Below are 22,435 nucleotides of genomic sequence, written 5' to 3'. Positions count from 1 at the left end.
CCCTAATCCCTCGCGCATACGGCTTAGTCCTCTTCGCCATCGCGGAAGCGCCATCCGCCGCGTGTCTTCCGTTTCGCGATGAATATCACCAAGATGGTTGCGACCAGCCAGATGGGGGCGACGATGGCGAGGCCGACGATCGGATCCCGTTCGATCAGCGGTGCCGGTGCGATCATCACAATGATGTATACTGCGAGAACGGCCCATCCCTGCCAGGCGATCGGCAGGCCCGCTCCATAGCCATAGCGCTTCGGGGCGAACCAAGGTCTCTCGTCTTTCACCTCAGCTCTCTTTCATGGGGCGACCACGGCGAGGACGCCGGGGCGCGACGCCACCTCTTCGCCTTCGAAATAGTCCCACGGTCGGTCGGCGGTCAATGTTGGGCGATCGTGCGCAGGAAACGCTCTCCATAGGCTTCCAGCTTCTTCGCGCCGATGCCCGGCAGTTGAGCCAATTGTGCGGTCGTTGCGGGCCGCGCTGCGGCCATTTCGCGAAGGGTGGAATCGTGGAAGATCACATAGGGCGGCACCTGCGCCTCCTCGGCCAGTTCCTTGCGCAAGGCGCGCAGCGCCTCGAACAGCGGGTCGCCCACCGGATTGGGCGTTGCATCGCCGCGGCGCTTGCGTGCCCGCTTGGGCGGGACGACGATCTCGACCGCGCTCTCCCCCTTGAGGATTGCGCGCGCCGATCCGCCCAGCGCCAGCCCGCCATGCTCGGTCGCGACAAGATCGCCGCGCGCCTGCAAGGCCCGCGACAGCGGCTGGAGCAGGCGCGCCTCCTCGCCCCCGACGATGCCGAACACGCTCAGCCGGTCGTGCCCGCGTTGACGCACGCGCTCGTCCTCGTTGCCGGTCAGGACCTTCTGCAAATGCCCCATGCCGAAGCTCTGACCGGTCCGGTAAACGGCTGAGAGCAGCTTGCGCGCCAGTTCGGTGACGTCGGTGACCCCGGGCTGTTCGAGACAATTGTCGCAATTGCCGCAGGTTCTGGGCGGATTCTCGCCGAAATGCTGCAGCAGCACCGCGCGGCGGCATTCGGCAGTCTCGACCAGCCCGGCGAGCGCATCGAGCCGCGCGCGCTCGGCATTGCGCCGCGTCTCATCCACCTCGGCGAGCCGCTGGCGCGCGGTCGCGAAGTCGCCGGCACCCCAGAACATGACCGCCTGGCTCGGATCGCCGTCGCGCCCCGCGCGGCCGGTTTCCTGATAATAGGCCTCGATCGACTTCGGCACGCCGACATGCGCGACGAACCGCACATCGGGCTTGTCGATCCCCATGCCGAAAGCGACCGTGGCGACGATCACCATATCCTCGGACGCGACGAAGGCGGCCTGATTGGCTGCGCGAACCTCGGAATCCAACCCCGCGTGATAGGGCAGCACCGGCCTGCCGGTCGCGGTGGCGAGTTTCTCGGCCAAATCCTCCACCTTGCGCCGCGTCTGGGCATAGACGATTCCCGGCCCCGCCTCGCTCGCCATCAAAGTGGTCAGCTGGCGCACCGGATTGTCGCGGTGGCGGATGGCGTAGCGGATATTGGGCCGATCGAACCCGGCGAGGACGAGGCCATCTTCCGCGATGCCGAGCTGCGCCATCACATCGGCGCGCGTCTGCTGGTCGGCGGTCGCGGTCAGAGCGAGGCGCGGGACCTGCGGAAAACCATCCAACAGGCCCCGCAGCAGCCGGTAGTCGGGGCGGAAATCGTGCCCCCATTCGGACACGCAATGCGCCTCGTCGATCGCGAACAGGCACAGAGGCGCGGCGCCCACGAACTCGCGGAACGCCGGCTGGCTTGCACGCTCGGGCGCGACATAGAGCAGATCGAGCTCGCCCGCGCGGAAAGCCTCCTGCGTCTCGCGCCAGTCGGCATCGGCGCTGGTCAGCGTGGCCGCGCGGATACCGTTGGCGCGCGCGCTGCGCAGCTGGTCGTGCATCAGCGCGATCAACGGACTGATGACCACGCAGGTGCCTTCCAGCATCACTGCGGGGAGCTGGTAGGTGAGCGACTTGCCCGCGCCGGTCGGCATGACGGCCAGCGTCGATTGCCCGCCCAATACGCGCGCAACGACCTCTCCCTGCCGCCCGCGAAAGGCGTCGAAACCGAATGTGTCCTTTAGGGCTTGAAGTGCGCCTGCGTTTCCGCTCATCCCGGCCTGATGCCAGACGTGCACGCAGGCGCAACCGGCGGCATGCGATTTTCCCCTTGCCCAGCGCCCTCCGCTTGCGCTTTATCCGCCGGCAACAAGTCCAATCCGGAGAGAGACGTCATGAAGTTCCGTATCGCCCTGACCGCCGCCGCCACCATCGCGCTTGCCGCCTGCGGCAGCACCGAGGATGCATCGACCGAAGCCGAAGCCGACACCGTCGAAATCGCGGCGGACGAAGCGCTGGCCGACATCGATGCCGAGCCGGTCGAGGATCCGGCGGCCACGATCGAAGAAACGGCCCCCGAACCCGAAGGCATGTCCCCGAGCGAAGAGGCGCAGATCCAGGAAGCTGGCGACAATGCCGCCGACACGGCCGCCGCCGCGATGGACGCGATGGCCGAAGATATCGGCAACTGATCGGCCGACGTACGGGCAGCCGCGCCGTAGCGTCCTTTGCGCTTCGCGCGCGAGCGCCTAGCCTCCGCCCCATGTTACGACTCGCGCCCCCGCTCGCCGCGCTCGCCGCGCTTTCCGCCTGCTCCGGATACGAGGAGGGGGAGGAGCCGGTCGAGGCGGTTTCGCAAAGCGAGGCCGACGCGCTCGACGATGCCGCCGAAATAATCGAGCAGCGTCGCCTGCCCGAAGACGTCTTGCCACCCGAAGGCGACGACGGCGCGGGCGAGCCCGGCGCAGACACCGGGCAAACCCTCCCGGCGCCGCGCGAATCGGGCGGGCCGGCTCGAATGGAGTTTCCCGATGAGTGACGCCGCAAATCCCGGAATGGATGCCGAAACCTTCGATCAGTTCCTTGAACAGCTCGAACGCTATGTTCGCGAACGGCTGATTCCGGCGGAAAAAGACGTCATCGCCAACGACAAGATTCCCGACGAGATTGTCGCGGAAATGAAGGAGATGGGGCTGTTCGGCCTGACCGTTCCGGAGGATTTCGGCGGCGCGGGGCTGAACACGACGCAATATGCCAAGGTGGTGAAGACGATGGCCTATGCCGCGCCCGCCTATCGCTCGATCTTCTCGATCAATGTCGGCATGTTCAACTCGGCGATCAAGAACGGCGGGACCGAGGCGCAGAAGGCCGAATGGTGGCCCCGGATCGCCGAGGGCGCGATCGCCTGTTTCGGCCTGACCGAGCCCGGTTCGGGCAGCGACAGCGCCGCCATGGCCACCACCGCCAAGCCCGATCCCGACGGCAATGGCTGGATCCTCAACGGGACCAAGCGTTACATCACCAACGCACCGCATGCCGATGTCGGCCTGATCATGGCGCGGACCGAGAAGGACGCGCTGCCCAAGAACGCGCATGTTTCGGCCTTCATCGTGCCGATGGACACGCCCGGCGTGTCGACGGGCAGCCCCGACGAGAAGATGGGCCAAGCAGGCAGCCATATCTCGGACATCATGCTCGACGACGTGCATGTGCCGGGCGAAGCGCTGCTGGGCGGCGAGACCGGCAAGGGCTTTCGCTTCGCCATGATGAGCCTCGACAACGGCCGCATATCGGTCGGAGCAGCGAGCACGGGCTATGCCCGCCGCGCGCTAGATTCCGCAGTCAAATATGCCAACGAGCGGCAGGCCTTCGGCGAACCGATCGCCAATTTCCAGCTGATCCAGCAGATGCTGGCCGACAGCTGGACAGAAATCTACGCCGCCGAGGCGATGATGACCGATGTCACCGCGCGCGTCGATCGCGGCGAGAATACGGTCAAGCACGCCGCCGCCTTCAAGGTCTTCGCCTCCGAAATGTGCGGCCGCGTGGTCGATCGCGTGGTGCAGATCTACGGCGGCGCGGGCTACCTCGCCGAGTACGACGCCGAACGCTTCTTCCGCGACGCACGCATTTACCGTATCTACGAAGGCACGACGCAGATCCTCCAGCTCCAGATCGCCAAGCACATGCTGCGCGAATATGCGGCGGGTGTGTGACGAGACGTCGGATGAGCCCTGTGACGAGTCTTTTTTCCGTGCGCGCCGGACCTCCGTCCGGCCCTTGCTGTTCCATCCCGCTCCCCCTCCCGACCACCCATAAAATACCGTGCCGTGGGTGGCCGGGAGGGGGAGCGGGATGGAACAGCCGCGAGCTGACGACGGACGTCGGCAGCGCACCCAACAAAAATGTATAGCCTCCTTTCGGACCTCTCGATCATCGAAGCCTCGAGCTTCGTCGCCTCGCCCACGGCAGGCCTTTATTGCGCGCAGATGGGCGCGGAGGTGATCCGGGTGGATCACAAGGCGGGCGGGCTCGATTATGATCGCTACATGCTCACCAAGGAGGGCCGCTCGCTGAGTTGGGAGAATCTCAACCGGGCGAAGAAATCGGTCGCGCTCGACCTGCGTAGCGGCGAGGGCCGCGAACTTCTTGTCGAGCTGTCCGCCCGGACCGGCAACCTCATCACCAATTTGCCGGAAAAGAGCTTCCTGTCGCATGACGTCATTGCGGCGCAGCAGCCCGACGGCGCACCCGATCTGGTCAGCGTGCGGATCATGGGCTGGCACGACGGCAGGCAGGCGATGGACTTCACCGTCAACGCCGCCAGCGGCTATCCGCTGATGTGCGGACCCGAAGAGTGGGACCTGGAAACGGCGCCGCCGGTCAACCAGGTATTGCCCGCGTGGGACTTCATCACCGGCGCCTATTGCGCCTTTGCGATGCTGGCGGGGCTGCGCCACCGCGACGTCAGCGGCGAAGGCAGCGAAATCCGCGTGCCGCTGGGCGATGTTGCCATAGGCACCATGGCGAACAGCGGGGCGATGGCCGAAATGCTTTGTCGCGGGGCCGATCGCGAGCGGCTGGGCAATGCCATCTGGGGTGCTTTCGGGCGCGATTTCCGCAGCCGCGACGGCGTGCGTTTCATGGTTGCCGCGTTGACGGCGAAGCAGTGGAACGGGCTCGTCGCTGCCTTCGATCTTGCGGACGAAATCAGTGCACTCGAAAGCGAACTCGGCGTGCGCTTCGCAGAAGGCGACCGACCGCGCTTCGAAAATCGCCACCGCCTGTTCGACCTTTTTCAGGCGCGCGCAGACAAGCTGGATTGGGCCGATCTCTCCGCGCGTCTTGCCGAAGAAGGCACGACCTTCGAACGCTATCGCACGATGTATGAAGCGGCCAATGACGCGCGGCTGGTTGCAGACAACCCGCTGTTCGGCCCCTCGCCTGCAAATCCGAGCGAATTCGCATACCCGGCGACGCGCAGCTTCGCCAATATCCCGACCCGCGATGCGGGCGATCCCGCGCCAGCACCCTATCTCGGCGAGCACACCGAAGAGGTGCTCGCCGAGCGTCTCGGGCTGGCATCGGGCGCGATTCACGCGCTCGTCGATCGCGGCATCGCCCGCCTCTCCGATAAGGACTGATCCATGACGTCACCCCGCCGCGTAGCCATCTGCAAGCCCCTCAGAACCCCCGTCGGACGCTTCCTCGGCAGCCTCGCCCCGCTGGAAGCGGGACAGCTTGGCGCCATCATCATCAAGGCGCTGGTCGAGCGTAGCGGCATCGACCCCACGCGCGTCGACGACGTCGTTTTCAGCCAGGGCTACGGCAGCGGCGAGGCACCCGCGATCGGCCACTGGAGCTGGCTTGCCGCGGGCTATCCCGAGGAAGTGCCCGGCTTCCAGCTCGACCGGCGCTGCGGTTCGGGCCTGCAGGCCGTCGCGACGGCAGCGATGATGGTCCAGACCGGCGTGGCCGACTGCGTGCTTGCGGGCGGCGTCGAGAGCATGTCCAATGTCGAGCATTACACGACCAAGGCCCGCAACGGCGCGCGCATGGGCGATATGGTCCTATGGGACCGGCTGACGCGCGGCCGCCTGATGAGCCAACCGATCGAGCGCTATGGCGTCATCACCGGCATGATCGAGACGGCCGAGAACCTCGCCAAGGATTACGGCATTACGCGCGAGGAGGCCGACGCCTTTGCGGTGCGCAGCCACCAGAATGCAGCGCGCGCCTGGGATGAGGGCAAATTCGACGAGCAGCTCGTCCCGGTCGAGATTCCGCAGCGGCGCGGCGATCCGGTGGTGTTCGACAAGGATGAGGGGTTTCGCGCCGATGCCAGCATGGAAACGCTGGGCAAGCTGCGCGCCATCGACCTGAAGCGCGACGCCGACGCCATCGTTACGGCAGGCAATGCCAGCCAGCAGAACGACGCCGCGGCGGCCTGCCTGATCGTCGCCGAAGACAAGGTCGAGGAACTGGGTCTCGAACCGATCCTCTGGTTCCATTCGTGGAGTGCGGCGGGCTGCGATCCCAGCCGGATGGGCATCGGCCCGGTCCCGGCCGTCGAGCGTCTGTTCGCGCGCAACGGCATGGGCTGGGACGACATCGGCCTGATCGAACTCAACGAAGCCTTCGCCCCCCAGGCGCTCGCTGTGCTCAAGGGCTGGGGTTTTGCCGAGGACGATAGCCGCCGCGAACTGGTCAACGTCAACGGCTCGGGCATTTCGCTCGGCCATCCGATCGGCGCGACAGGCATCCGCATCCTTGCCGACATGGCGCATGAGATGCAGCGCCGCGAGGTGCGCTATGGCCTCGAGACCATGTGCATCGGCGGCGGACAGGGGATGGCCGCCGTGTTCGAGCGCGCCGCCTGATGGCGGATTGGTCGGACTGGATCGGGCGCGAACAGCGCGGCGCGGACGAGCTTGGCGCGCGCCTCGCCGCGCAATGGTGCGCCACCTTCGACCGCGATGCGCCGGCCGACAGCGCGATGCCGCAGGGCATCCATCTGTGCCTGTGCACACCCGAGGCGCGCACCGGCCAGCTCGCCCCCGATGGGCACCCGGTCCGCGACGACGACATCGCGAGGTTCCTGCCACCCGTTCCGCTGCCACGCCGCATGTGGGCATCGAGTGCGATGCAATTCCACGCCCCGATCGCGATCGGCGCCCGGATCGAGCGGACCAGCCGCGTCGCTTCGATCACGCCCAAGTCGGGCAGCCGCGGCGAGATGGTCTTCGTCGACGTCGATCATGAAACCCACGCCGACGGAACCCTCGCTGTGAGCGAGCGGCAGAGCATCGTCTATCTCGAAGGCCTCGCGCCCGACGCACCGATTTCGCCACCCGAACCGACGGGCGAAACCTTCGACCCATCGAGCTGGGATGCCCACCGTTCGCTGATTCCCGACGAGCGGCTGCTGTTCCGTTACTCGGCGCTGACCTTCAACACCCACCGGATCCATTACGATGCGCCCTTCGCGCGCGAGGTCGAACGCTATCGGGGGCTGGTCGTTCAGGGCCCGCTAACGGCCAGCCTCCTGTTGCAGCTTGCCAGCGCGCATTTCGGCGAGAACCGCCTCGGCACCTTCACCTTCCGCGGGGTGAGCCCCGCCATTGCCGGCGAGACGCTCAACCTCGCTTTGCGCGGGACGAACGGGGAGATCGAAATGGGCGCCTTCGCCTCTGACGGGCGCCAGGTCGTGAAAGCCAGCGCGGCGCTCGGCTAGCCGAGCGGATAGTCGGCAATCGGACCGAGCACCGAATAGTGCTCGGCCTTGGGTTCGCGTCCCAGTTCGGAAAACTCGATTTCGGGCGGCGCGACATGCGTGTCCGGCAGCCGGTCGAGCAGATCGCGCACCAGTGTGAGCCGCCCGTGTTTCTGATCGTTGAAATCGACCAGCGTCCAGGGGGCCCATTCGGTATGCGTCGCCGCCAGCATCGTCTCGCGCGCTTCGGTGTAGGCATCGTATTGGCCGCGTGCAGCGAGATCGATCGGCGAAAGCTTCCAGCGCTTGAGCGGATCATCGAGCCGTTCGCGCAAACGCTCTTCCTGCCGCGCCTGGTCGGTCGTAAGCCAGTATTTGAACAGTAAGATTCCATCGTCGACCAGCATGCGCTCGAAGGTCGGAGCCTGCTGCAGGAACTGGGCGACCTCGGCCTCGCTGGCATAGCCCATCACCTTCTCTACCCCCGCGCGGTTGTACCAGCTGCGGTCGAACAGCACGATTTCGCCGGCACAGGGCAGGTGCTGGACATAACGCTGGAAATACCACTGGGTCCGCTCCGCCTCGGTCGGCTTGGCCAGCGCAACGATATGGCACTGGCGCGGATTGAGTTTTTCCGAAACCGCGCGGATCGCGCCACCCTTGCCTGCCGTGTCGCGCCCCTCGAACAGCACCACGATGCGCTGCCCGGTCGTTCGCGCCCAGCGCGCCATGGCCACCAGTTCCGCGCGCATCGGCTTCAACGCCGCCTCGTAATCCTTGCGCTTCATCGCGCTCCTTTCGCACCATTTGAATGCCTGCGCCAATGGTAGTATCAACGTCTACGATATGGCTACACTCGCAGAACCCGAACAGGACTTTACCCGCCTGCCCGACCTTCCGGCAGACGTATTCACCGCGCCGCTGAAAAAGCCCGAGCATGTCGGCGACGACTGGCTCGAACCCAAACAGACCGAGTACGACAGCGAAGACGACGCGATCTGGGACGACCTGTTCGCAAGGCAGATGGGCGTGTTGCCCGGGCGGGCCGCAACCGCGTTCATGGAGGGGACCGAGAAACTCGATCTGGGCAAGGGCGGTGTGCCCGAATTCGGGAAGCTGTCGGAAGAGCTCGACAGGCTGACCGGCTGGAGCGTCGTGCCCGTGCCGATGCTGATCCCCGACCACGTGTTCTTCTGGCACCTCGCCAACCGGCGCTTCCCGGCGGGAAATTTCATCCGCACGCGCGAGACCTTCGATTACATTCAGGAACCCGACGTCTTTCATGACGTGTTCGGCCATGTGCCGATGCTGACCGACCCGGTCTATGCCGATTACATGCAGGAGTATGGCCGCGCCGGGTGGAAGGCGATGCGCTACAACCGGCTGAAAGCGCTGGGTGCGCTCTATTGGTACACGGTCGAATTCGGACTGATCCAGGAAGCGCCGGGCGACATCCGCGCCTATGGCGCCGGCATCCTCTCGGGCCCGACCGAGGTCGTCTATTCGGTCGAGGCAGAAAGCCCGAACCGGATCATGCTCAATGTCGACCGCGTTATGCGCACCGATTATGTGATCAGCGACCTTCAGCCGACCTATTTCGTGATCGAGAGCTTCGAGGATCTTTACCGGCAGACTGTCGAGCGCGATTTCGACAAGCTCTACCGCAATCTCGGGCCCGGCTTCACTTACGCGAACACGGCGGTGATCGATGTCGACTACGTGGTCAACCGCGGGACGCTGGAATATACGCTTCGCGGCGGGCGCGGTTCGGGCGCGAAACCCGTCTGAGCGAATCAAAAACGGCCCGGGATCGCTCCCGGGCCGTTCGTTTTGGTCGCAATCGACCGAAAATTACATTTCGTCGATTTCGTCAGCCTGCTCTTCCATGGTTTCTTCCATGGCGTCGGTCTGGTCGTCCATTGCGTCGGCCTGATCTTCGGTGATCTCACCGGCCTCTTCCATGGCGTCGACCTGGTCGTCACGAGCGTCTTCCATCTCTTCGATGTTGGCTTCGGCTTCGTTCTCGGCAGCACTGTCGCAGGCGGCGACGCCGAGGCTGAGAGCAGCGGCCGATGCGACGATGGTAAGCTTGTTGAAGTTCATTTTCGTTCCCCTTGGTATTCGAGACGCGAATCCATCCCGCGCCCGTTTGTAAAGAAATGCGGATGATTGTGAAGCGCGCTTAACGATAGGCGCGTTGCCGCACGAGGTTGAACAGGCCGATCGACACGATCGAACCCAGAACCGCCCACAGCAGCGCGATACCGCTCACGGTTCCGAAAACCGCGCCTTTACCGGCAATCAGGCCCGTCACAAGCGAGCCCAGAACGCCGACCAGCGCATTGGCAAGAATATCTCTACCGTCTTCGATGCGCAGGATAATCGTCGCCAGCCACCCGAGCAGGGCACCCACTACGATCAGGATCAGCAAGCCCATTTGTGTCTACCTTTGCGTTTCACTCTGTGGTCATAAACCCGCGTGCACTCAAAGGTTCCGCCGCACAGCAGAAATATGGCCGGACTGTGGCGCAGACCGGACCGGCAGCGTCAGGCGAACGACAGCCAGATGAGCGCTGCGGTGCCTGCCACGATGCGATACCAGGCGAAGGGGGTAAAGCCGCTGCGGCTGACGAAGGCTACGAAGGCGCGGATCACCACCAGCGCGACGATGAAGCTGACCACGAAACCGACGGCGATCTCGTCCCAGCCGACGCGCGTCGTCCCGCTCATCATCTCGTCGTACTTGGTGACGACTTCGAGCGTGCTGGCCCCGATCATCGTCGGAACCGCGAGAAAGAACGAAAACTCCGCCGCGGTCTTGCGGTTGATGCCCATGGCGAGCGCGCCCATGATCGTCGCACCCGAGCGGCTGACGCCGGGAACCATCGCGAGACATTGTGCAAAGCCCACGCCAAGCACCTTCTTGAGCGGCAATTCCGCCACTCCGCGCCCTTCGTCGCGCGGCTGCGCCACGCGTTCGATGACGATAATGGCGATCCCGCCCGCGATCAGCGCCCAGGGGACGATTCCCGGATTGCCGAGCATGGCCTCGAAATTTTCGTAGAGCGCAAAACCGATCACCGCGCTGGGCAGGAAACCGAGCAGGATGTTGCGGGCGAACATGAGCCCCTCGCGCTCGCCCTTGAGCACGCCCATGCCGGCCGACCAGAACGTGCCCCAGTACTGGTACACGACCGCCAGGATCGCGCCGAGCTGGATGACAACGTTGAACATCGCCCATTCGTTCGGGTCCGCGCCCGAGATCTCGGTTGCGAGGATCAGGTGCCCGGTCGAAGAAACGGGAATGAATTCGGTAAGTCCCTCGACAATGCCGAGGAAGATCGCGGTGAGGAAATCGTTCATTGCGCTCGCGTCCATGAAGCAAGGGCGGAGCAAGTCAAGCAACCTGCTCCGCCCTTTGACGATTTAGCGGCGAATCGTGTCTACCAGATACGAATGCGCTCTTCCGGAGGCAGGTAGAGATCGTCCTCCGGGGTCACGTTGAACGCCTCGTACCAGGCATCCATGTTGCGCACGATTCCGTTGGTACGGTATTTGGTCGGGCTGTGCGGACCCTGGCGGATCTGCGCGCGCAGCGCGTCTTCGCGATACTTCCCGCGCCAGACCTGCGCCCAGGCGAGGAAGAAACGCTGGTCGCCGGTCAGCCCGTCGATCACCGGAACCTCCTTACCCTCGGTCGCCAGCTTGTAGGCGCGATAGGCCATCGAAAGACCGCCGAGATCGCCGATATTCTCGCCCAGCGCGAGGCGCCCGTTCACGCAGGTCTCGCCATCGTCGAGCGGACAGAACTGGTCGTACTGTGCCACCAGCTTGTCGCCCAGCTTGTCGAAGTTGGCGCGGTCCTCGTCGGTCCACCAGTTGCGCAGCGCACCCGAGGCGTCCGATTTCGAGCCCTGGTCGTCGAATCCGTGGCCGATCTCATGCCCGATCACACCGCCGATCGCGCCGTAATTGACCGCGATATCGGCGTCCTTGCCGAAGAAAGGCTGCTGGAGAATGCCGGCCGGGAACACGATCTCGTTCTTGGTCGAATTGTAATAGGCGTTCACGGTCTGGGGCAGCATGAACCACTCGGTGCGGTCGATCGGCTGACCCAGCTTGGCGAGATTATCGGCGGTCGACCACTCGGCCGATGCCATCACATTGGCCAGCGGGTCACCGGCGACGATCTCCAGGCCCTCATAGATTTCGAGATTGTCGCGGTAACCGATCTTGGGATCGAAACTGTCGAGCTTGGCCATCGCCTCGGCCTTGGTGGCCTCGGTCATCCAGTCGATTTCCTCCAGCGATTCGGCCAGTGCCACGCGCAGGTTGGCGACCAGTTCTTCCATCGCCGCCTTGCTTTCGGGCGGGAAATAGCGCTCGGCATAGGAGGCACCCAACAGCTCGCCCAGCATGCCTTCGGTCGCGGCGATGGCGCGCTTCCAGCGGTCGCGCTGTTCCGGAATGCCGCGCAACGCCGTGCCGTAGAAGGCGAAATTCGCCTTGTCGAAGCGCGACGGCAGGATCGCGGCGTTGTTCGACAGGAAGTTCTTGATCGTCCACGCTCGGAGCACTTCCATCGGCGTGTCGAGCACGAGTTCGAGCATGGCCGGCGTTCCGCCGCCGATCTTCTCGAGCGTTTCCTCGTCCAGCTCGAGCTCGGCCGCGAGCGCGGCGGAAGGCGGAATGTCGTTGACGATGAAGCGGTCGCTCGCGTCGAATCCCGTCGCGGCGAGCATCGCCGCCATCGGGAAGCTTTCGGACAGTCCGCCAAGCTCTTCCGGCGTCAGCGCCGTATAGGTGAGATCGCGATTGCGGCGCACCGTGCGGTCCCACGCGACCTTGCGGGCGATGGAATCTTCGAAATCATAGACTTTCCGTGCCATTTCGGCGTCATATCCGGCCTCGGATAGCAGAAAGCCGAGATAGTCCTGGTAGGCCGACCGGATCGAAAGCCCCTTTTCGCTCTCGTCGAAATAATATTCGCGGTCGGGCATGCCGAGCCCGCCGGACCCCACATAGACCGAGTAACGCGTCGGCTCCTTCGCATCGACCGTGACGAAGCCGCCGAGCGGCGAGGGATAGCCGGGCGTACCCCACAACGTCACCAGTTCGGCCAGCGTGTCGGCGTCGCGGATTTCGTCCAGATAGGGCTGAGCGGGCGCGAGGCCTGCCGCCTCGATCGCATCGGTGTCGAGATAGGATGCATAGGCATCGACGATGCGTCGCTCGTCATAGGTCAGCTCCGCCGCCGGTTTCGCCAGCAACTCGTCGACCACGGCCTTGACGTCGGCGGTCGACTTTTCGCGCAGCAGGTCGAACGCCCCGAAACGTGCCTGGTCGGCGGGCAGCGGGTTCTCGTCGATCCATTTCTGGTTGGCATAGGCGAAAAAGTCGTCGCCCGGATCGATGTCCGGCGACAGATAGCGCGTATCGAAGCCCCATTCGCCGAAGCTCATGGTCGGAGTGGGCACCTCGACGGCATCGTCGGTTTCGGCCTCGGCCAGCGCGGGCGTCGCAATCGCAAGCGCCAGCGCGCTGGCGCCGGTGGTGATGATGGATCGGAACATTGGCAGTCTCCCAATTCGTATGGCCCCGCAGGGCGAAATCGTGTGATGCTTGCATAGGGCGATCGGCGCGAAAATGACGACGCCGGTCGGTTTCACTTGCAACTTTGTCGAAAAAGCGCGGTCGCAGGCGGGTTCTCGGACACCTCCGCCGAGGAATCAGGCGTTTTCGAGCCCGAACTGCAGCGAGGCGAGGTGCGCATAGAGCCCGCCATTGGCCGACAACTGATCGTGCGTGCCCTGTTCGGCAATGCGGCCGTCCTCCATCACCACGATGCGGTCCGCCGCGCGAACGGTCGACAGGCGGTGCGCGATGACCAGCGTGGTACGGGCTTCCATCAGATGTTCGAGCGCTTCCTGCACCAAGCGCTCGCTTTCGGCGTCGAGCGCGCTGGTCGCCTCGTCGAGCAACAGGATCGGCGCATCGCGCAACAGCGCGCGGGCAATGGCGATGCGCTGGCGCTGGCCACCCGACAATTGCGTACCGCTTTCACCAAGATAGGTGTCCATGCCCTGCGGCAGCTTCTCGATGAATTCGGCGGCGTTGGCGGCGCGCGCGGCGGCCCAGATCTCGTCCTCGCTCGCATCCCAATTGCCGTAACGCAGATTGTCGCGGGCATTGGCGCTGAACAGCACGCCTTCCTGCGGGACATAGGCGATCCGGCGGCGCACCTCGGCGGGATCGGCGGCGGTCAGCGGGATGCCGTCGAGCCGGATCGAGCCGGCCTGCGGATCGTAGAAGCGCTCCGCGAGCTGGAAGATGGTCGACTTGCCGGCGCCCGAGGGGCCGACGATGGCGACCGTCTCGCCCGGTTCGATTTCAAGGCTGAAATCGGTTATCGCCGGCGCCTCCAGCCGCGTCGGATAGCGGAAGGTGACGTTGCGGAACGACAGGCTGCCGCGCGGCGGCACCGGCAGGTCCTGCGGGCGCTCGGGCGCAGTGATGGCGGGCTGTTCGTCGAGCAGCTCGGACAGGCGGCTGGCCGCGCCTGCGCCGCGCAGCAGGTCGCCATATACCTCGGTCAGCGCCCCGATCGCGCCCGCGACGAGCCCGGCGGTAAGGACGAAGGCGGCGATCGTACCGCCCGAGATCGTGCCCTCGCTGACCGCCTCCGCGCCGCGCCAGACGAGCAGCGTGATGCCGCCGAACACCAGCAGAATGACCACGGCGGTCATCGCCGCGCGCAGGATCACCCGGCGCTTGGCCACGCTGAAGGTCCGTTCGACCGCTTCCCTGAAGCGGCCGTGCTCGCGGTCCTCCTGGTTGAAGCCCTGCACGATCTTCATCGCGGACAGCACTTCGGTGACCATCGCGCCGATATCGGCCACGCGGTCCTGACTGGTGCGCGAAACCTTGCGCAGCCGCCGGCCGAACAGGGTGATGGGGACGACGATCGCCGGGATGATGAGGAACAGCCCCATCGTCAGGCCCGGGACCAGCCAGAACAGATAGAGCGTACCGCCCACCGCCATCAGCGTGTTGCGCAGCGCGACCGAAACGGTCGTGCCCACCACCTGTTCGATCAGCGCGGTATCGCTGGTCATCCGGCTGGAGATTTCCTTGGGGCTGTTCTCTTCATAGAAGCCCGGCGCGAGCCGCAGCAGGTTTTCCTGCACGCGCAGCCGGATATCGGCGACCACGCGTTCGCCCAGCCAACTGACGAAATAGAAGCGCATCGCGGTGCCCACCGCCAGAACGCCCACGATGATCAGCAGGTAGCGGAACCAGCGCCCCATGTTGGCGGGGTCCGCCCCATCGGCGAAGCCGCGGTCGATTACCAGCTTGAAACCCGCCGGGATCGCCAGCGTCGCCGCGGCGGTTATGAACAGCGCAAGCAGCGCCAGCGCGACATGGCCGGGATAGTTCTTGCCCGCGCGCCACACCATCTTCAGCGGCTTGAGCGAGCGTTCGCGCGGGGCATCCTTGGCCGCGCGCTTGCGCGCGAAGCGCCCGCGCCCCTCGATCTTCGTATCGTCCGTTGCTGACATGCGCTTCCCACTAGGTCCACGCGCGGCGAAAATCCACTGCGCTGCACGCGCGAAGACACTATTTCGGAGGTTGTGCATTGCACAATGGTCACGCCGGCGTCAGGATGAGCGCCTTTCGTCCGGGAAAAAACGACAAGAACCCGGGGCAGCAGGGGATACGTATTGCTCTATCACGCCTATGAACTGCAGCGCAGCTGGCTCCATTCGGCCAGCGCCTTCGCCTCGATCGGGGTGGAGATGCTCAACAATCCGTCCAATCCGATGAACTATGTCGGCCCGATAAGGTACATGAACATCGGCCCGATGGCGGCGAGCGCGCTGGAAGTCTTCGCCCATGCCACCGCCTCATACGGCAAGCCGGCCTGGGGCATCGAGACGGTCGAGGTCGACGGGCGGCCGGACCCCGTTTTCGAAGCGACGGTGATGAACCGCCCGTTCGGCGATCTGAAGGAATTCTACCGCGAGAGCCTGCCCGCAGATGCGCCGCGCCTGCTGGTGGTCGCACCCATGAGCGGGCACTATGCCACGCTGCTGCGCGGAACGGTCGAGCGGATGCTGCAAAACTACCGCGTTTTCGTGACCGACTGGGCCGATGCCAAGACCGTGCCGTTGCACGAGGGCACTTTCGACCTCGACGACTACATCGACTACGTGATCGCCTATCTCGAACATATCGGAGAGGGCGCGCATGTGATGGCGGTGTGCCAGCCTTCGGTTCCGGTCTTCGCCGCAACCGCGATCATGAATCGCGACAAGCATCCCTGCACGCCCAAGACGCTGACCATGATGGGCGGGCCGATCGACACGCGCTGTTCGCCGACCAGCGTCAACGATCTCGCGATGGATCGCCCGATCGAATGGTTCCGCCACAACGTCATCGCCACCGTGCCGATGCAGTATCGCGGCGCGGGGCGGCGGGTTTACCCCGGCTTCATGCAGCTCGCCGGCTTCATGAGCATGAACCTCGGCAATCACATGCTGAGCCATTACGAGATGTTCAAACACCTCACCGTGGGCGACCAGGACAGCGCGCAGGCGACCAAGGATTTCTACGACGAATATCGCAGCGTCTGCGACATGACCGCCGAATTCTATCTGCAGACGGTGCAGGAGGTGTTCCAGGACCACGCGCTGCCCAACGGCACCTTCCTGCACCGCGGCAAACGAATCGATCTGGGCGACATCACTCGGACGGCACTGCTGGCGATCGAGGGAGAACGCGACGATATCTCGGGCCTCGGGCAGACCAAGGCCGCGCTCGACCTCACCCCTCGTCTGCCCGAGGCGAAGAAGCGTTATTACATGGCCGAAGGTGCCGGCCATTACGGCATCTTCAACGGCAGCCGCTGGCGCAGCAAGATCGCGCCGGTGGTCGAGGAATTCATCGCCAGGCACGGCTAGATTCGGCCAAGGCTCGGCCGGACAGGCTAGGCTTTCGCGTCGAGCTGCTTGAGGCCGAACCACCCGGTCGCGCCCGCCAGCGCGGCGGCCCCGGCCATGGCGTAAAGCGCGGCATGGAAGCCGTCGAACAGCGCCTCGCCCGACATGGCGAGCACACTCCCCATCAGGGCCACCGCGATCAGCCCGCCGGTGCGCGATACCGCATTGTTGAGCCCGCTCGCCGTGCCGGTATAGCTGTCCTCGACCGCCGCCATGACCGCGCTGGTCAGCGGGGCGACGGCGATCGCCATACCGATCCCGATGGCCGCAATGCTGGGCAGGATACTCGCCCAATAGGAGCTTTCGGGCCCAATCCGCAGGCCGAGCAGCAAGCCGCCTGCAACCACCAGCGGGCCGATGGTCAGCGGCAGGCGCACGCCGGTGCGCTGCGCCATCCCGCCCATCAGCGGGCTGCCCAGCCCGATGAGCAGCGGGAAGGGCATGATCGCGAGGCCCGCCATTGTCGGGGAATAACCCGCGCTTTCGATCAGGAGATAGGGCAGGATCAGCAGCATCCCGCCGAGCGCGCCGTAGAGCAGGAAGGTCAGCAGGTTGAGGCTGACCACGCAGGTCCCGCCGAACAGCGCGAGCGGCATCATCGCCGCCTCGCCCTTGCGGCTCTCGATCCCGAAGAAGACGACCGCGAGCACAAGGCCGAAGGCGAGGCTTGCCGCGACCCGCCAGTCGAATGCGCCGCTCGCGCTCCAGAAGGTCAGCGCCAGCGTGATCCCGGCCAGCGCCAGCGTCGCGGTGCCGGCGCCCGCGTAATCGGTCGGCACGTCGCCCGCGCGCCGCACCTCCTGCGTCTTCCACAGCGCGAGGGTGGCGGCGGCCACGCTGATCGGGATCAGCAGCCAGAAGATCGAAGGCCAGCCGAAATTTTCGACCAGCCAGCCGCCCGCAAGCGGTGCCAGCGCGCCCGACGCCGCCCCCGCCGCCGCCCAAGCGCCGACCGCGCGTCCGCGCGCCTTGCCCGAAAAGGCGCCGTTCAGCAGCGCGAGCGAATTGGGCAGCAGCAGCGCGCCGCCGATGCCCTGGCCCGCACGCCCGACGATCAGCGCGGGCAGGGTCGGCACCAAAGCGCAGAGCAGGCTCGCGAGACCGAACAGGACGACGCCGATCACCAGCAGTTTCCTGCGCCCGTACCGGTCGCCCAGCGCCCCGCCGAGCATCAGCAGCGCGGCGAGCGGCAGCGTGAAGGCGTTGACCGCCCATTGCGTCTCGGCGGCGCTGGCGGCGAGGTCGGCGCGGATCGCGGGCAGCGCGACATTGACGATCGAGCCATCGATGAAGGGCAGGCTGGAGGCGAGGATCGACATCGCCAGAACCCAGCGCGGATGCGCCTGTTCGGCCTTGAGATCGTGTGCTTCGGCACGTGCGCAGGATTGCTCGGGACGGCAATCGTGCGGCGCGTCGTAACTCATGCCAGGGGCCTCGATACGGCTGGGAGCGGCATCTCAGCGATCAGCCATCGCGGCGGGCCGCGACATCGTAAGGTTCGCCGAAGCCACCTCGCGGGATCTCCAGCATGGCCCGCTCCCATGCGGCGCACTTGGCCACTGCGGCATAACTGCTTTCGAGAAATCGCAGCAACGCAGCCTGGGGATCGGCGCTTTCGCGCAGCGCGGCATAGGGCAGCACGAACTCGCCCAGATCGCCGTGCCAGTAAGCGGCGTGGGGTTCGATCGGGCTTTCCGCCAGCCCGTCGGGCGTGGGATAGCCATAGGCGTAGAAGGCCGCTTCATCGACCCCGCCGCCGCCAAGCCAGAATCCCGCGCTGGCGACCTCGTGGCTATAGGCTTCGCGGGTCACCGCGTCGGACAGGTTGGGAAAGCCGCCCGGATGCAATGGCGCCTCGCGCCCCGAAAAGCGGGTGACCGCGAGATCGAAGCTGCCCCAGAACAGGTGGCTCGGGCTCGATTTGCCGACGAAACCGGTGCGGAAGGTCTCGAACACGCGATTGACGTCGGAAAAGGCACGGTGGATGCGCGACAGCACGGCCTCGTCCCATGCCCGCTCGCGCCTGTCCTCGGCGAAGGGGATGGCTTCCTCGACCTCGTTCGGAGCGCCCGAGATATCGGTGTCGACCCCGGCGAGCGAGAGCAGTTCGGCAAGCTGCTCGTGGAAGCGGGCAACGCTCTGGCCGGTGATTTCGAAGCCGTCGGCAAAGCCGCTCGAGGTTTCGACCGCGACGGCGGAACTGAGACAGTCGACCATGATCTCGGCCTCGCCGCCCGGAAAGAACACCGGATAGCTGCGGAAACCGCGCGGCACGACGCGCAGGGCGACGTGCCAGCTGTGGTTGCACCACGGCAGCGCGCGGGTGGGCAATTTACCCACCACCTGCAGATAGGCATGCAGGCTCTCGATGACCGGGCGATCGGCCTCGAAATCGAGTTTGGGCCACCGCTCGGTCATCGAAAGAACTCCTGCTGTTAGAAAATCTCGAAGAGACCTGCCGCGCCCATGCCGCCGCCGACGCACATGGTCACGACGCCGTATTTGGCGCCGCGGCGCTTGCCCTCGAGCAAGACGTGACCGGTGCAGCGCGCACCGGTCATGCCGTAGGGGTGGCCGATCGAAATCGAACCGCCATTGACGTTGAGCAATTCGCCCGGGATGCCCAGCTTGTCGCGGCAGTAGAGCACCTGCACGGCGAAGGCTTCGTTCAGTTCCCAGATACCGATGTCGTCGACCTTGAGGTCGAAACGCTCGAGCAGCTTGGGGATGGCGAAGACCGGGCCGATTCCCATTTCGTCGGGCTCGGTGCCCGCAACCGCCATGCCGACATAGCGGCCGAGCGGGGTGAGACCCTTTTTCTCCGCGACCTTGGCCTCCATGAGGATGCTGGCCGAGGAACCATCCGACAGCTGCGAGGCGTTGCCCGCGGTGATCGAGGTGCCCGGACCCATGACAGGCTGCAGGCCGGCGAGGCCTTCGAGCGTGGTCGAGGGGCGGTTGCCTTCGTCCTTGTCGATGGTCACCTCGACGTCGGAGATCTCGCCGGTTTCCTTGTCCTGCACCTTGTGCGTGGTGGTGACGGGAACGATCTCGTCATCGAACAGGCCCTTTTCCTGTGCGGCAGCAGTGCGCTGCTGGCTCGACAGGGCATATTCATCCTGCGCCTCGCGGCTGATGCCGTAGCGCTGGGCGACCGTCTCTGCCGTCTGCAGCATCGGCATGTAGATCGCGCCATGCATGTTCACCAGCTCGGGATCGGGCATCACGCGCATTTCCTTGGTCTGGACGAGCGAAATGCTTTCCTGACCACCGGCGGCGACCACATCCATCCGGTCGGTAATGATCTGCTTGGCCGCGGTGGCGATGCTCATCAGGCCCGAAGAGCACTGGCGGTCGATGGTCATGCCGCTGGTGCCGATCGGGCAACCGGCGCGCAGCGCGACCTGGCGTGCAAGGTTGCCGGCCTGCGTGCCCTGCTGGAGCGCGCTGCCCCAGAGCACGTCGTCGACTTCGCCGGCCTCGATACCGGCGCGCTCGATCGCGGGCTTCAGTGAATAGGCGCCGAGCGTCGGGCCCTTGGTGTCGTTGAACCCGCCCTTATACGCACGGCCGATGGCGGTGCGGGCGGTGGAGACGATGACTGCGTCACGTGACATTTGCTTTTCCTTGCTGATCCCCAGCGCAGGCCGGGGTCTCCTTGAGGGATGGCGCGGGGCCGACGGAGGTCCCAGCCTTCGCTGGGACTCACACTAAACGAAAATCTGGGTGATCCATTCGCAGATCAGGGCGGGCTTTTCCTCGCCCTCGATCTCCATGGTGATCTCGCAGGTCTGCTGCCACTGGCCGGGGCGCTTCTCGTTCATTTCGAGCAGCTTCCAGTGTCCGCGAATGCGCTTGCCGCTGCGGACGGGGCTGATGAAGCGCGTCTTGTTGCCGCCGTAGTTGACGCCCATCTTCACGCCTTCGAGCTTGGGCGTATCCGAATTGGCGCCGAGATAGGGAATCATCGACAGCGTCAGGAAGCCGTGCGCGATGGTGCCGCCGAACGGCGTCATCTTGGCTGCTTCCTCATTGATGTGGATGAACTGGTGGTCGCCGGTGGCATCGGCGAACTGGTTGATGCGCTCCTGGCTCATTTCGACCCATTCGCTCGTGCCGATGTGTTCGCCAACCTTCTCTGCCAGTTCCTGCGGGCTCATGCGCGCCTCTCCTCTTGTCCAAAATCGTCGGATTCGCGCGACTCCGGCCGCGCGATGCGGCGCGAGTCATGGCGCATGGAAAGAGGGCGCGCAACCGCGCGAATGGTGCCGTTACGGCATGGCGGGCTTGGCCGAGGCAGCCGTGCGGCGCGCTTCGCGCAGCGCCTTGCGCTCCGCCTCGGCCCTGGCCGAATCGCGTTTGCGGCAATAGGTCGACAGCGCGATCTGCAGCCCGATCAGCATCAGGAACACCGGCTGGTAGGCGATCCCCTGGAAGGTCGCCCCGACCAGATAGATGATGTTGGAAAACTGCAAGGCGCTCGCCAGCGGCCCCTGCCATTGTTCTGCCGGGCTGTCGCGATGGCGCCATCTTCGGCGAATGCGTTCCATCTGCAGCAGGCCGAGCGCATGCAGGCTGACCCACAGGAACAGCCCCGGCCAGCCCTGCTCGCCAAGCATCTCGAAGAAGGAGGAATGAAACGCACGCGATTCGTCGGTCACTTCCTTGATTTCGGTGACCAACGCCCCGCCTTCGTCACGCGTCACCGGCAAATCATAGGTGAACTCGTTCGCACGATAAGCGTCGAACCCGCCGCCGAGCGGGTTCTCGGTTGCGTAATCGAGCGTCCACATCCAGACCTGCACGCGGGTGGAAGCCGACTGGTCGGACTGGAGCGAGCCGAGCGTCGCCATGCGTTCGTAATAGCTCGCCGGGATGAACGGCAGTGCCATCACGCCCAGTGCGCCCGCCGCCATCAGATACATGATGCGGTTCTTGACGTCGCGCAGCATCAGCAGGCCGAGCACGGCGATACACACGAGACCTGTGCGCGCCTCGGTTCCCACCGGTACCAGCAGGCAGGCGAAGATCAGCAGGCCGGCGAAGGTCTTCACGCGCCAGTCGGGCGGGAAAATGGTGCCGTGTTTGGCGAACCACAATATAATCGGGATCAGCGCGATCGAGACGGTCGCCAGGGTCGAACTTTCATAGATGTTCGAATTGTCGTTCACGAAGAAATAGAGGCTGTCGTAGCCCCCGCCGCCGAGCGCGGTCTTCATGCCTGCCGAGATGATGATCGCGCCTGCGGTCAGCACCAGCACCAGCGCCGCGGCCTCGATCCGCAGCCGCGTGAACAGCGTGAAGGGGAGGAAGATCGCGAACACCAGCGCCTTCCATACCCAGTCCCACTTGCCCTGCGCATTTTCCGGGAATTCGGCCCATTGCAGCGTCATGAAGCAATAGAGCAGCAGCACCAGCAGGATGCCCTGGCGCAGGGTGAAGCGGGTTTCCGCCTTCGGATCGGCCACCGCCCAGCCGGCAAAGGCCAGCAGGAAGGCGATCAGCGAGATCGGCAGCAGAGGTGTCAGCGTCCAGCCGATCTTCTGCGGGGCGAGGATATCGATGTAGAGATAGGCCAGAACCCAGACGAAGGGCCGCTTGAGACCAAGCGCGAACATGCCCATCACGGTGAGGAACAGTGCGGCGTCAAGCATCGCCCGGTTCCTTGCGGCTGCGCCGGGCGCGCCGCGCCTCGCGCCTGCTTGGCGCGTCCGCATCTGCCGCATGGTCGCTGAGCGGGTCCTCGCGATCGAGTTCGTCGCGCATCAATATGCGGAACAGCGCGATCATGATCAGCGCATGGGTCAGGGCAAGGGCGAAATAATCGATCACAAGGCGGTTCTTCCTGCGCTACC

At 65.1% G+C, this 22,435-nt stretch carries 22 protein-coding genes; 8 read left to right on the top strand and 14 right to left on the bottom strand.

The annotated features are described in order from the left end of the window. Positions 1 to 23 precede the first annotated feature (23 nt). Entirely contained in the window at positions 24 to 281 is a 258-nt protein-coding gene (locus ACQY4G_RS06080) for a hypothetical protein (RefSeq protein WP_421989478.1), read from the bottom strand. Between the two features lie 92 nt (positions 282 to 373). Continuing rightward, positions 374 to 2,143 (bottom strand): DNA helicase RecQ, encoded by a 1,770-nt coding sequence (gene recQ / locus ACQY4G_RS06075; RefSeq protein ID WP_421989476.1) that lies wholly within the window; start codon positions 2,141 to 2,143, stop codon positions 374 to 376. 120 nt (positions 2,144 to 2,263) lie between these two features. On the opposite strand from recQ, the gene ACQY4G_RS06070 reads away from it, so the two are divergent. From ACQY4G_RS06070 to ACQY4G_RS06045, 6 genes are all read left to right on the top strand, one after another. Further along, on the top strand, positions 2,264 to 2,560 hold the full coding sequence (locus ACQY4G_RS06070) for a hypothetical protein (protein WP_067692584.1): 297 nt from the start codon (positions 2,264 to 2,266) through the stop codon (positions 2,558 to 2,560). 71 nt (positions 2,561 to 2,631) lie between these two features. Beyond that, entirely contained in the window at positions 2,632 to 2,907 is a 276-nt protein-coding gene (locus ACQY4G_RS06065) for a hypothetical protein (protein WP_067692581.1), read from the top strand. Continuing rightward, entirely contained in the window at positions 2,900 to 4,084 is a 1,185-nt protein-coding gene (locus ACQY4G_RS06060; RefSeq protein WP_421989474.1) for an acyl-CoA dehydrogenase family protein, read from the top strand. Before ACQY4G_RS06065 ends, ACQY4G_RS06060 begins: the two co-directional genes overlap by 8 nt. Positions 4,085 to 4,273: 189 nt before the next feature. Further along, positions 4,274 to 5,512 (top strand): CoA transferase, encoded by a 1,239-nt coding sequence (locus ACQY4G_RS06055; protein ID WP_421989472.1) that lies wholly within the window; start codon positions 4,274 to 4,276, stop codon positions 5,510 to 5,512. A gap of 3 nt (positions 5,513 to 5,515) precedes the next feature. Next, positions 5,516 to 6,748, top strand: coding sequence for an acetyl-CoA C-acetyltransferase (locus ACQY4G_RS06050; RefSeq protein WP_421989470.1), 1,233 nt, complete (start codon positions 5,516 to 5,518; stop codon positions 6,746 to 6,748). Beyond that, positions 6,748 to 7,602 carry an FAS1-like dehydratase domain-containing protein gene (locus ACQY4G_RS06045; protein ID WP_421989469.1) on the top strand — a complete coding sequence of 285 codons (855 nt, stop codon included), beginning with the start codon at positions 6,748 to 6,750 and terminating at the stop codon, positions 7,600 to 7,602. The genes ACQY4G_RS06050 and ACQY4G_RS06045 overlap by 1 nt, the downstream gene beginning before the upstream one ends. Here ACQY4G_RS06045 and ppk2 read toward each other — a convergent pair. Beyond that, positions 7,599 to 8,369, bottom strand: coding sequence for a polyphosphate kinase 2 (gene ppk2, locus ACQY4G_RS06040; protein WP_421989467.1), 771 nt, complete (start codon positions 8,367 to 8,369; stop codon positions 7,599 to 7,601). The genes ACQY4G_RS06045 and ppk2 overlap by 4 nt on opposite strands. A 58-nt stretch (positions 8,370 to 8,427) precedes the next feature. Here ppk2 and phhA point away from each other — a divergent pair, with 58 nt between their 5' ends. Further along, complete coding sequence (gene phhA / locus ACQY4G_RS06035) at positions 8,428 to 9,369, top strand: phenylalanine 4-monooxygenase (RefSeq protein ID WP_067693134.1); 942 nt, start codon at positions 8,428 to 8,430, stop codon at positions 9,367 to 9,369. 63 nt (positions 9,370 to 9,432) lie between these two features. On the opposite strand, the gene ACQY4G_RS06030 is transcribed toward phhA, so the two are convergent. The 5 genes from ACQY4G_RS06030 to ACQY4G_RS06010 form a co-directional block, all read right to left on the bottom strand. Continuing rightward, on the bottom strand, positions 9,433 to 9,684 hold the full coding sequence (locus tag ACQY4G_RS06030; protein WP_291171512.1) for a hypothetical protein: 252 nt from the start codon (positions 9,682 to 9,684) through the stop codon (positions 9,433 to 9,435). A gap of 79 nt (positions 9,685 to 9,763) precedes the next feature. Then, a complete protein-coding gene (locus tag ACQY4G_RS06025; RefSeq protein ID WP_291171513.1) occupies positions 9,764 to 10,018 on the bottom strand; it encodes a GlsB/YeaQ/YmgE family stress response membrane protein in 255 nt (84 codons plus the stop codon). Positions 10,019 to 10,128: 110 nt separating this feature from the next. Then, positions 10,129 to 10,944: an undecaprenyl-diphosphate phosphatase gene (locus ACQY4G_RS06020; RefSeq protein ID WP_421989465.1), complete on the bottom strand. Its 816-nt coding sequence runs from the start codon at positions 10,942 to 10,944 to the stop codon at positions 10,129 to 10,131. Positions 10,945 to 11,024: 80 nt separating this feature from the next. After that, complete coding sequence (locus ACQY4G_RS06015) at positions 11,025 to 13,154, bottom strand: M13 family metallopeptidase (protein ID WP_421989463.1); 2,130 nt, start codon at positions 13,152 to 13,154, stop codon at positions 11,025 to 11,027. Between the two features lie 156 nt (positions 13,155 to 13,310). After that, a complete protein-coding gene (locus ACQY4G_RS06010) occupies positions 13,311 to 15,038 on the bottom strand; it encodes an ABC transporter transmembrane domain-containing protein (protein ID WP_421993578.1) in 1,728 nt (575 codons plus the stop codon). 264 nt (positions 15,039 to 15,302) lie between these two features. Here ACQY4G_RS06010 and ACQY4G_RS06005 point away from each other — a divergent pair, with 264 nt between their 5' ends. Continuing rightward, positions 15,303 to 16,541: a polyhydroxyalkanoate depolymerase gene (locus tag ACQY4G_RS06005; protein WP_421989461.1), complete on the top strand. Its 1,239-nt coding sequence runs from the start codon at positions 15,303 to 15,305 to the stop codon at positions 16,539 to 16,541. A gap of 26 nt (positions 16,542 to 16,567) precedes the next feature. Here ACQY4G_RS06005 and ACQY4G_RS06000 read toward each other — a convergent pair whose 3' ends face one another. The 6 genes from ACQY4G_RS06000 to ACQY4G_RS05975 all read right to left on the bottom strand — a co-directional run bounded on the left by ACQY4G_RS06000 (position 16,568) and on the right by ACQY4G_RS05975 (position 22,412). After that, positions 16,568 to 18,004 carry an MFS transporter gene (locus ACQY4G_RS06000; RefSeq protein ID WP_421989459.1) on the bottom strand — a complete coding sequence of 479 codons (1,437 nt, stop codon included), beginning with the start codon at positions 18,002 to 18,004 and terminating at the stop codon, positions 16,568 to 16,570. Between the two features lie 40 nt (positions 18,005 to 18,044). After that, entirely contained in the window at positions 18,045 to 18,998 is a 954-nt protein-coding gene (locus tag ACQY4G_RS05995; RefSeq protein ID WP_421989457.1) for a DUF5996 family protein, read from the bottom strand. 17 nt (positions 18,999 to 19,015) lie between these two features. Then, entirely contained in the window at positions 19,016 to 20,197 is a 1,182-nt protein-coding gene (locus ACQY4G_RS05990) for an acetyl-CoA C-acyltransferase (protein WP_291180094.1), read from the bottom strand. 93 nt (positions 20,198 to 20,290) lie between these two features. After that, entirely contained in the window at positions 20,291 to 20,740 is a 450-nt protein-coding gene (locus ACQY4G_RS05985; protein WP_291180097.1) for a MaoC family dehydratase, read from the bottom strand. A gap of 111 nt (positions 20,741 to 20,851) precedes the next feature. After that, on the bottom strand, positions 20,852 to 22,234 hold the full coding sequence (locus tag ACQY4G_RS05980) for a DUF5935 domain-containing protein (RefSeq protein WP_421989455.1): 1,383 nt from the start codon (positions 22,232 to 22,234) through the stop codon (positions 20,852 to 20,854). After that, positions 22,227 to 22,412: a hypothetical protein gene (locus ACQY4G_RS05975; protein ID WP_421989453.1), complete on the bottom strand. Its 186-nt coding sequence runs from the start codon at positions 22,410 to 22,412 to the stop codon at positions 22,227 to 22,229. The genes ACQY4G_RS05980 and ACQY4G_RS05975 overlap by 8 nt, the downstream gene beginning before the upstream one ends. Positions 22,413 to 22,435 lie beyond the last annotated feature (23 nt).

It is taken from the genome of Qipengyuania sp., from assembly GCF_965277845.1.
Taxonomy (GTDB): domain Bacteria; phylum Pseudomonadota; class Alphaproteobacteria; order Sphingomonadales; family Sphingomonadaceae; genus Qipengyuania.
Note: the sequence above shows the minus strand (reverse complement) of the source record. Positions and strands in the feature narration are given on the sequence as shown.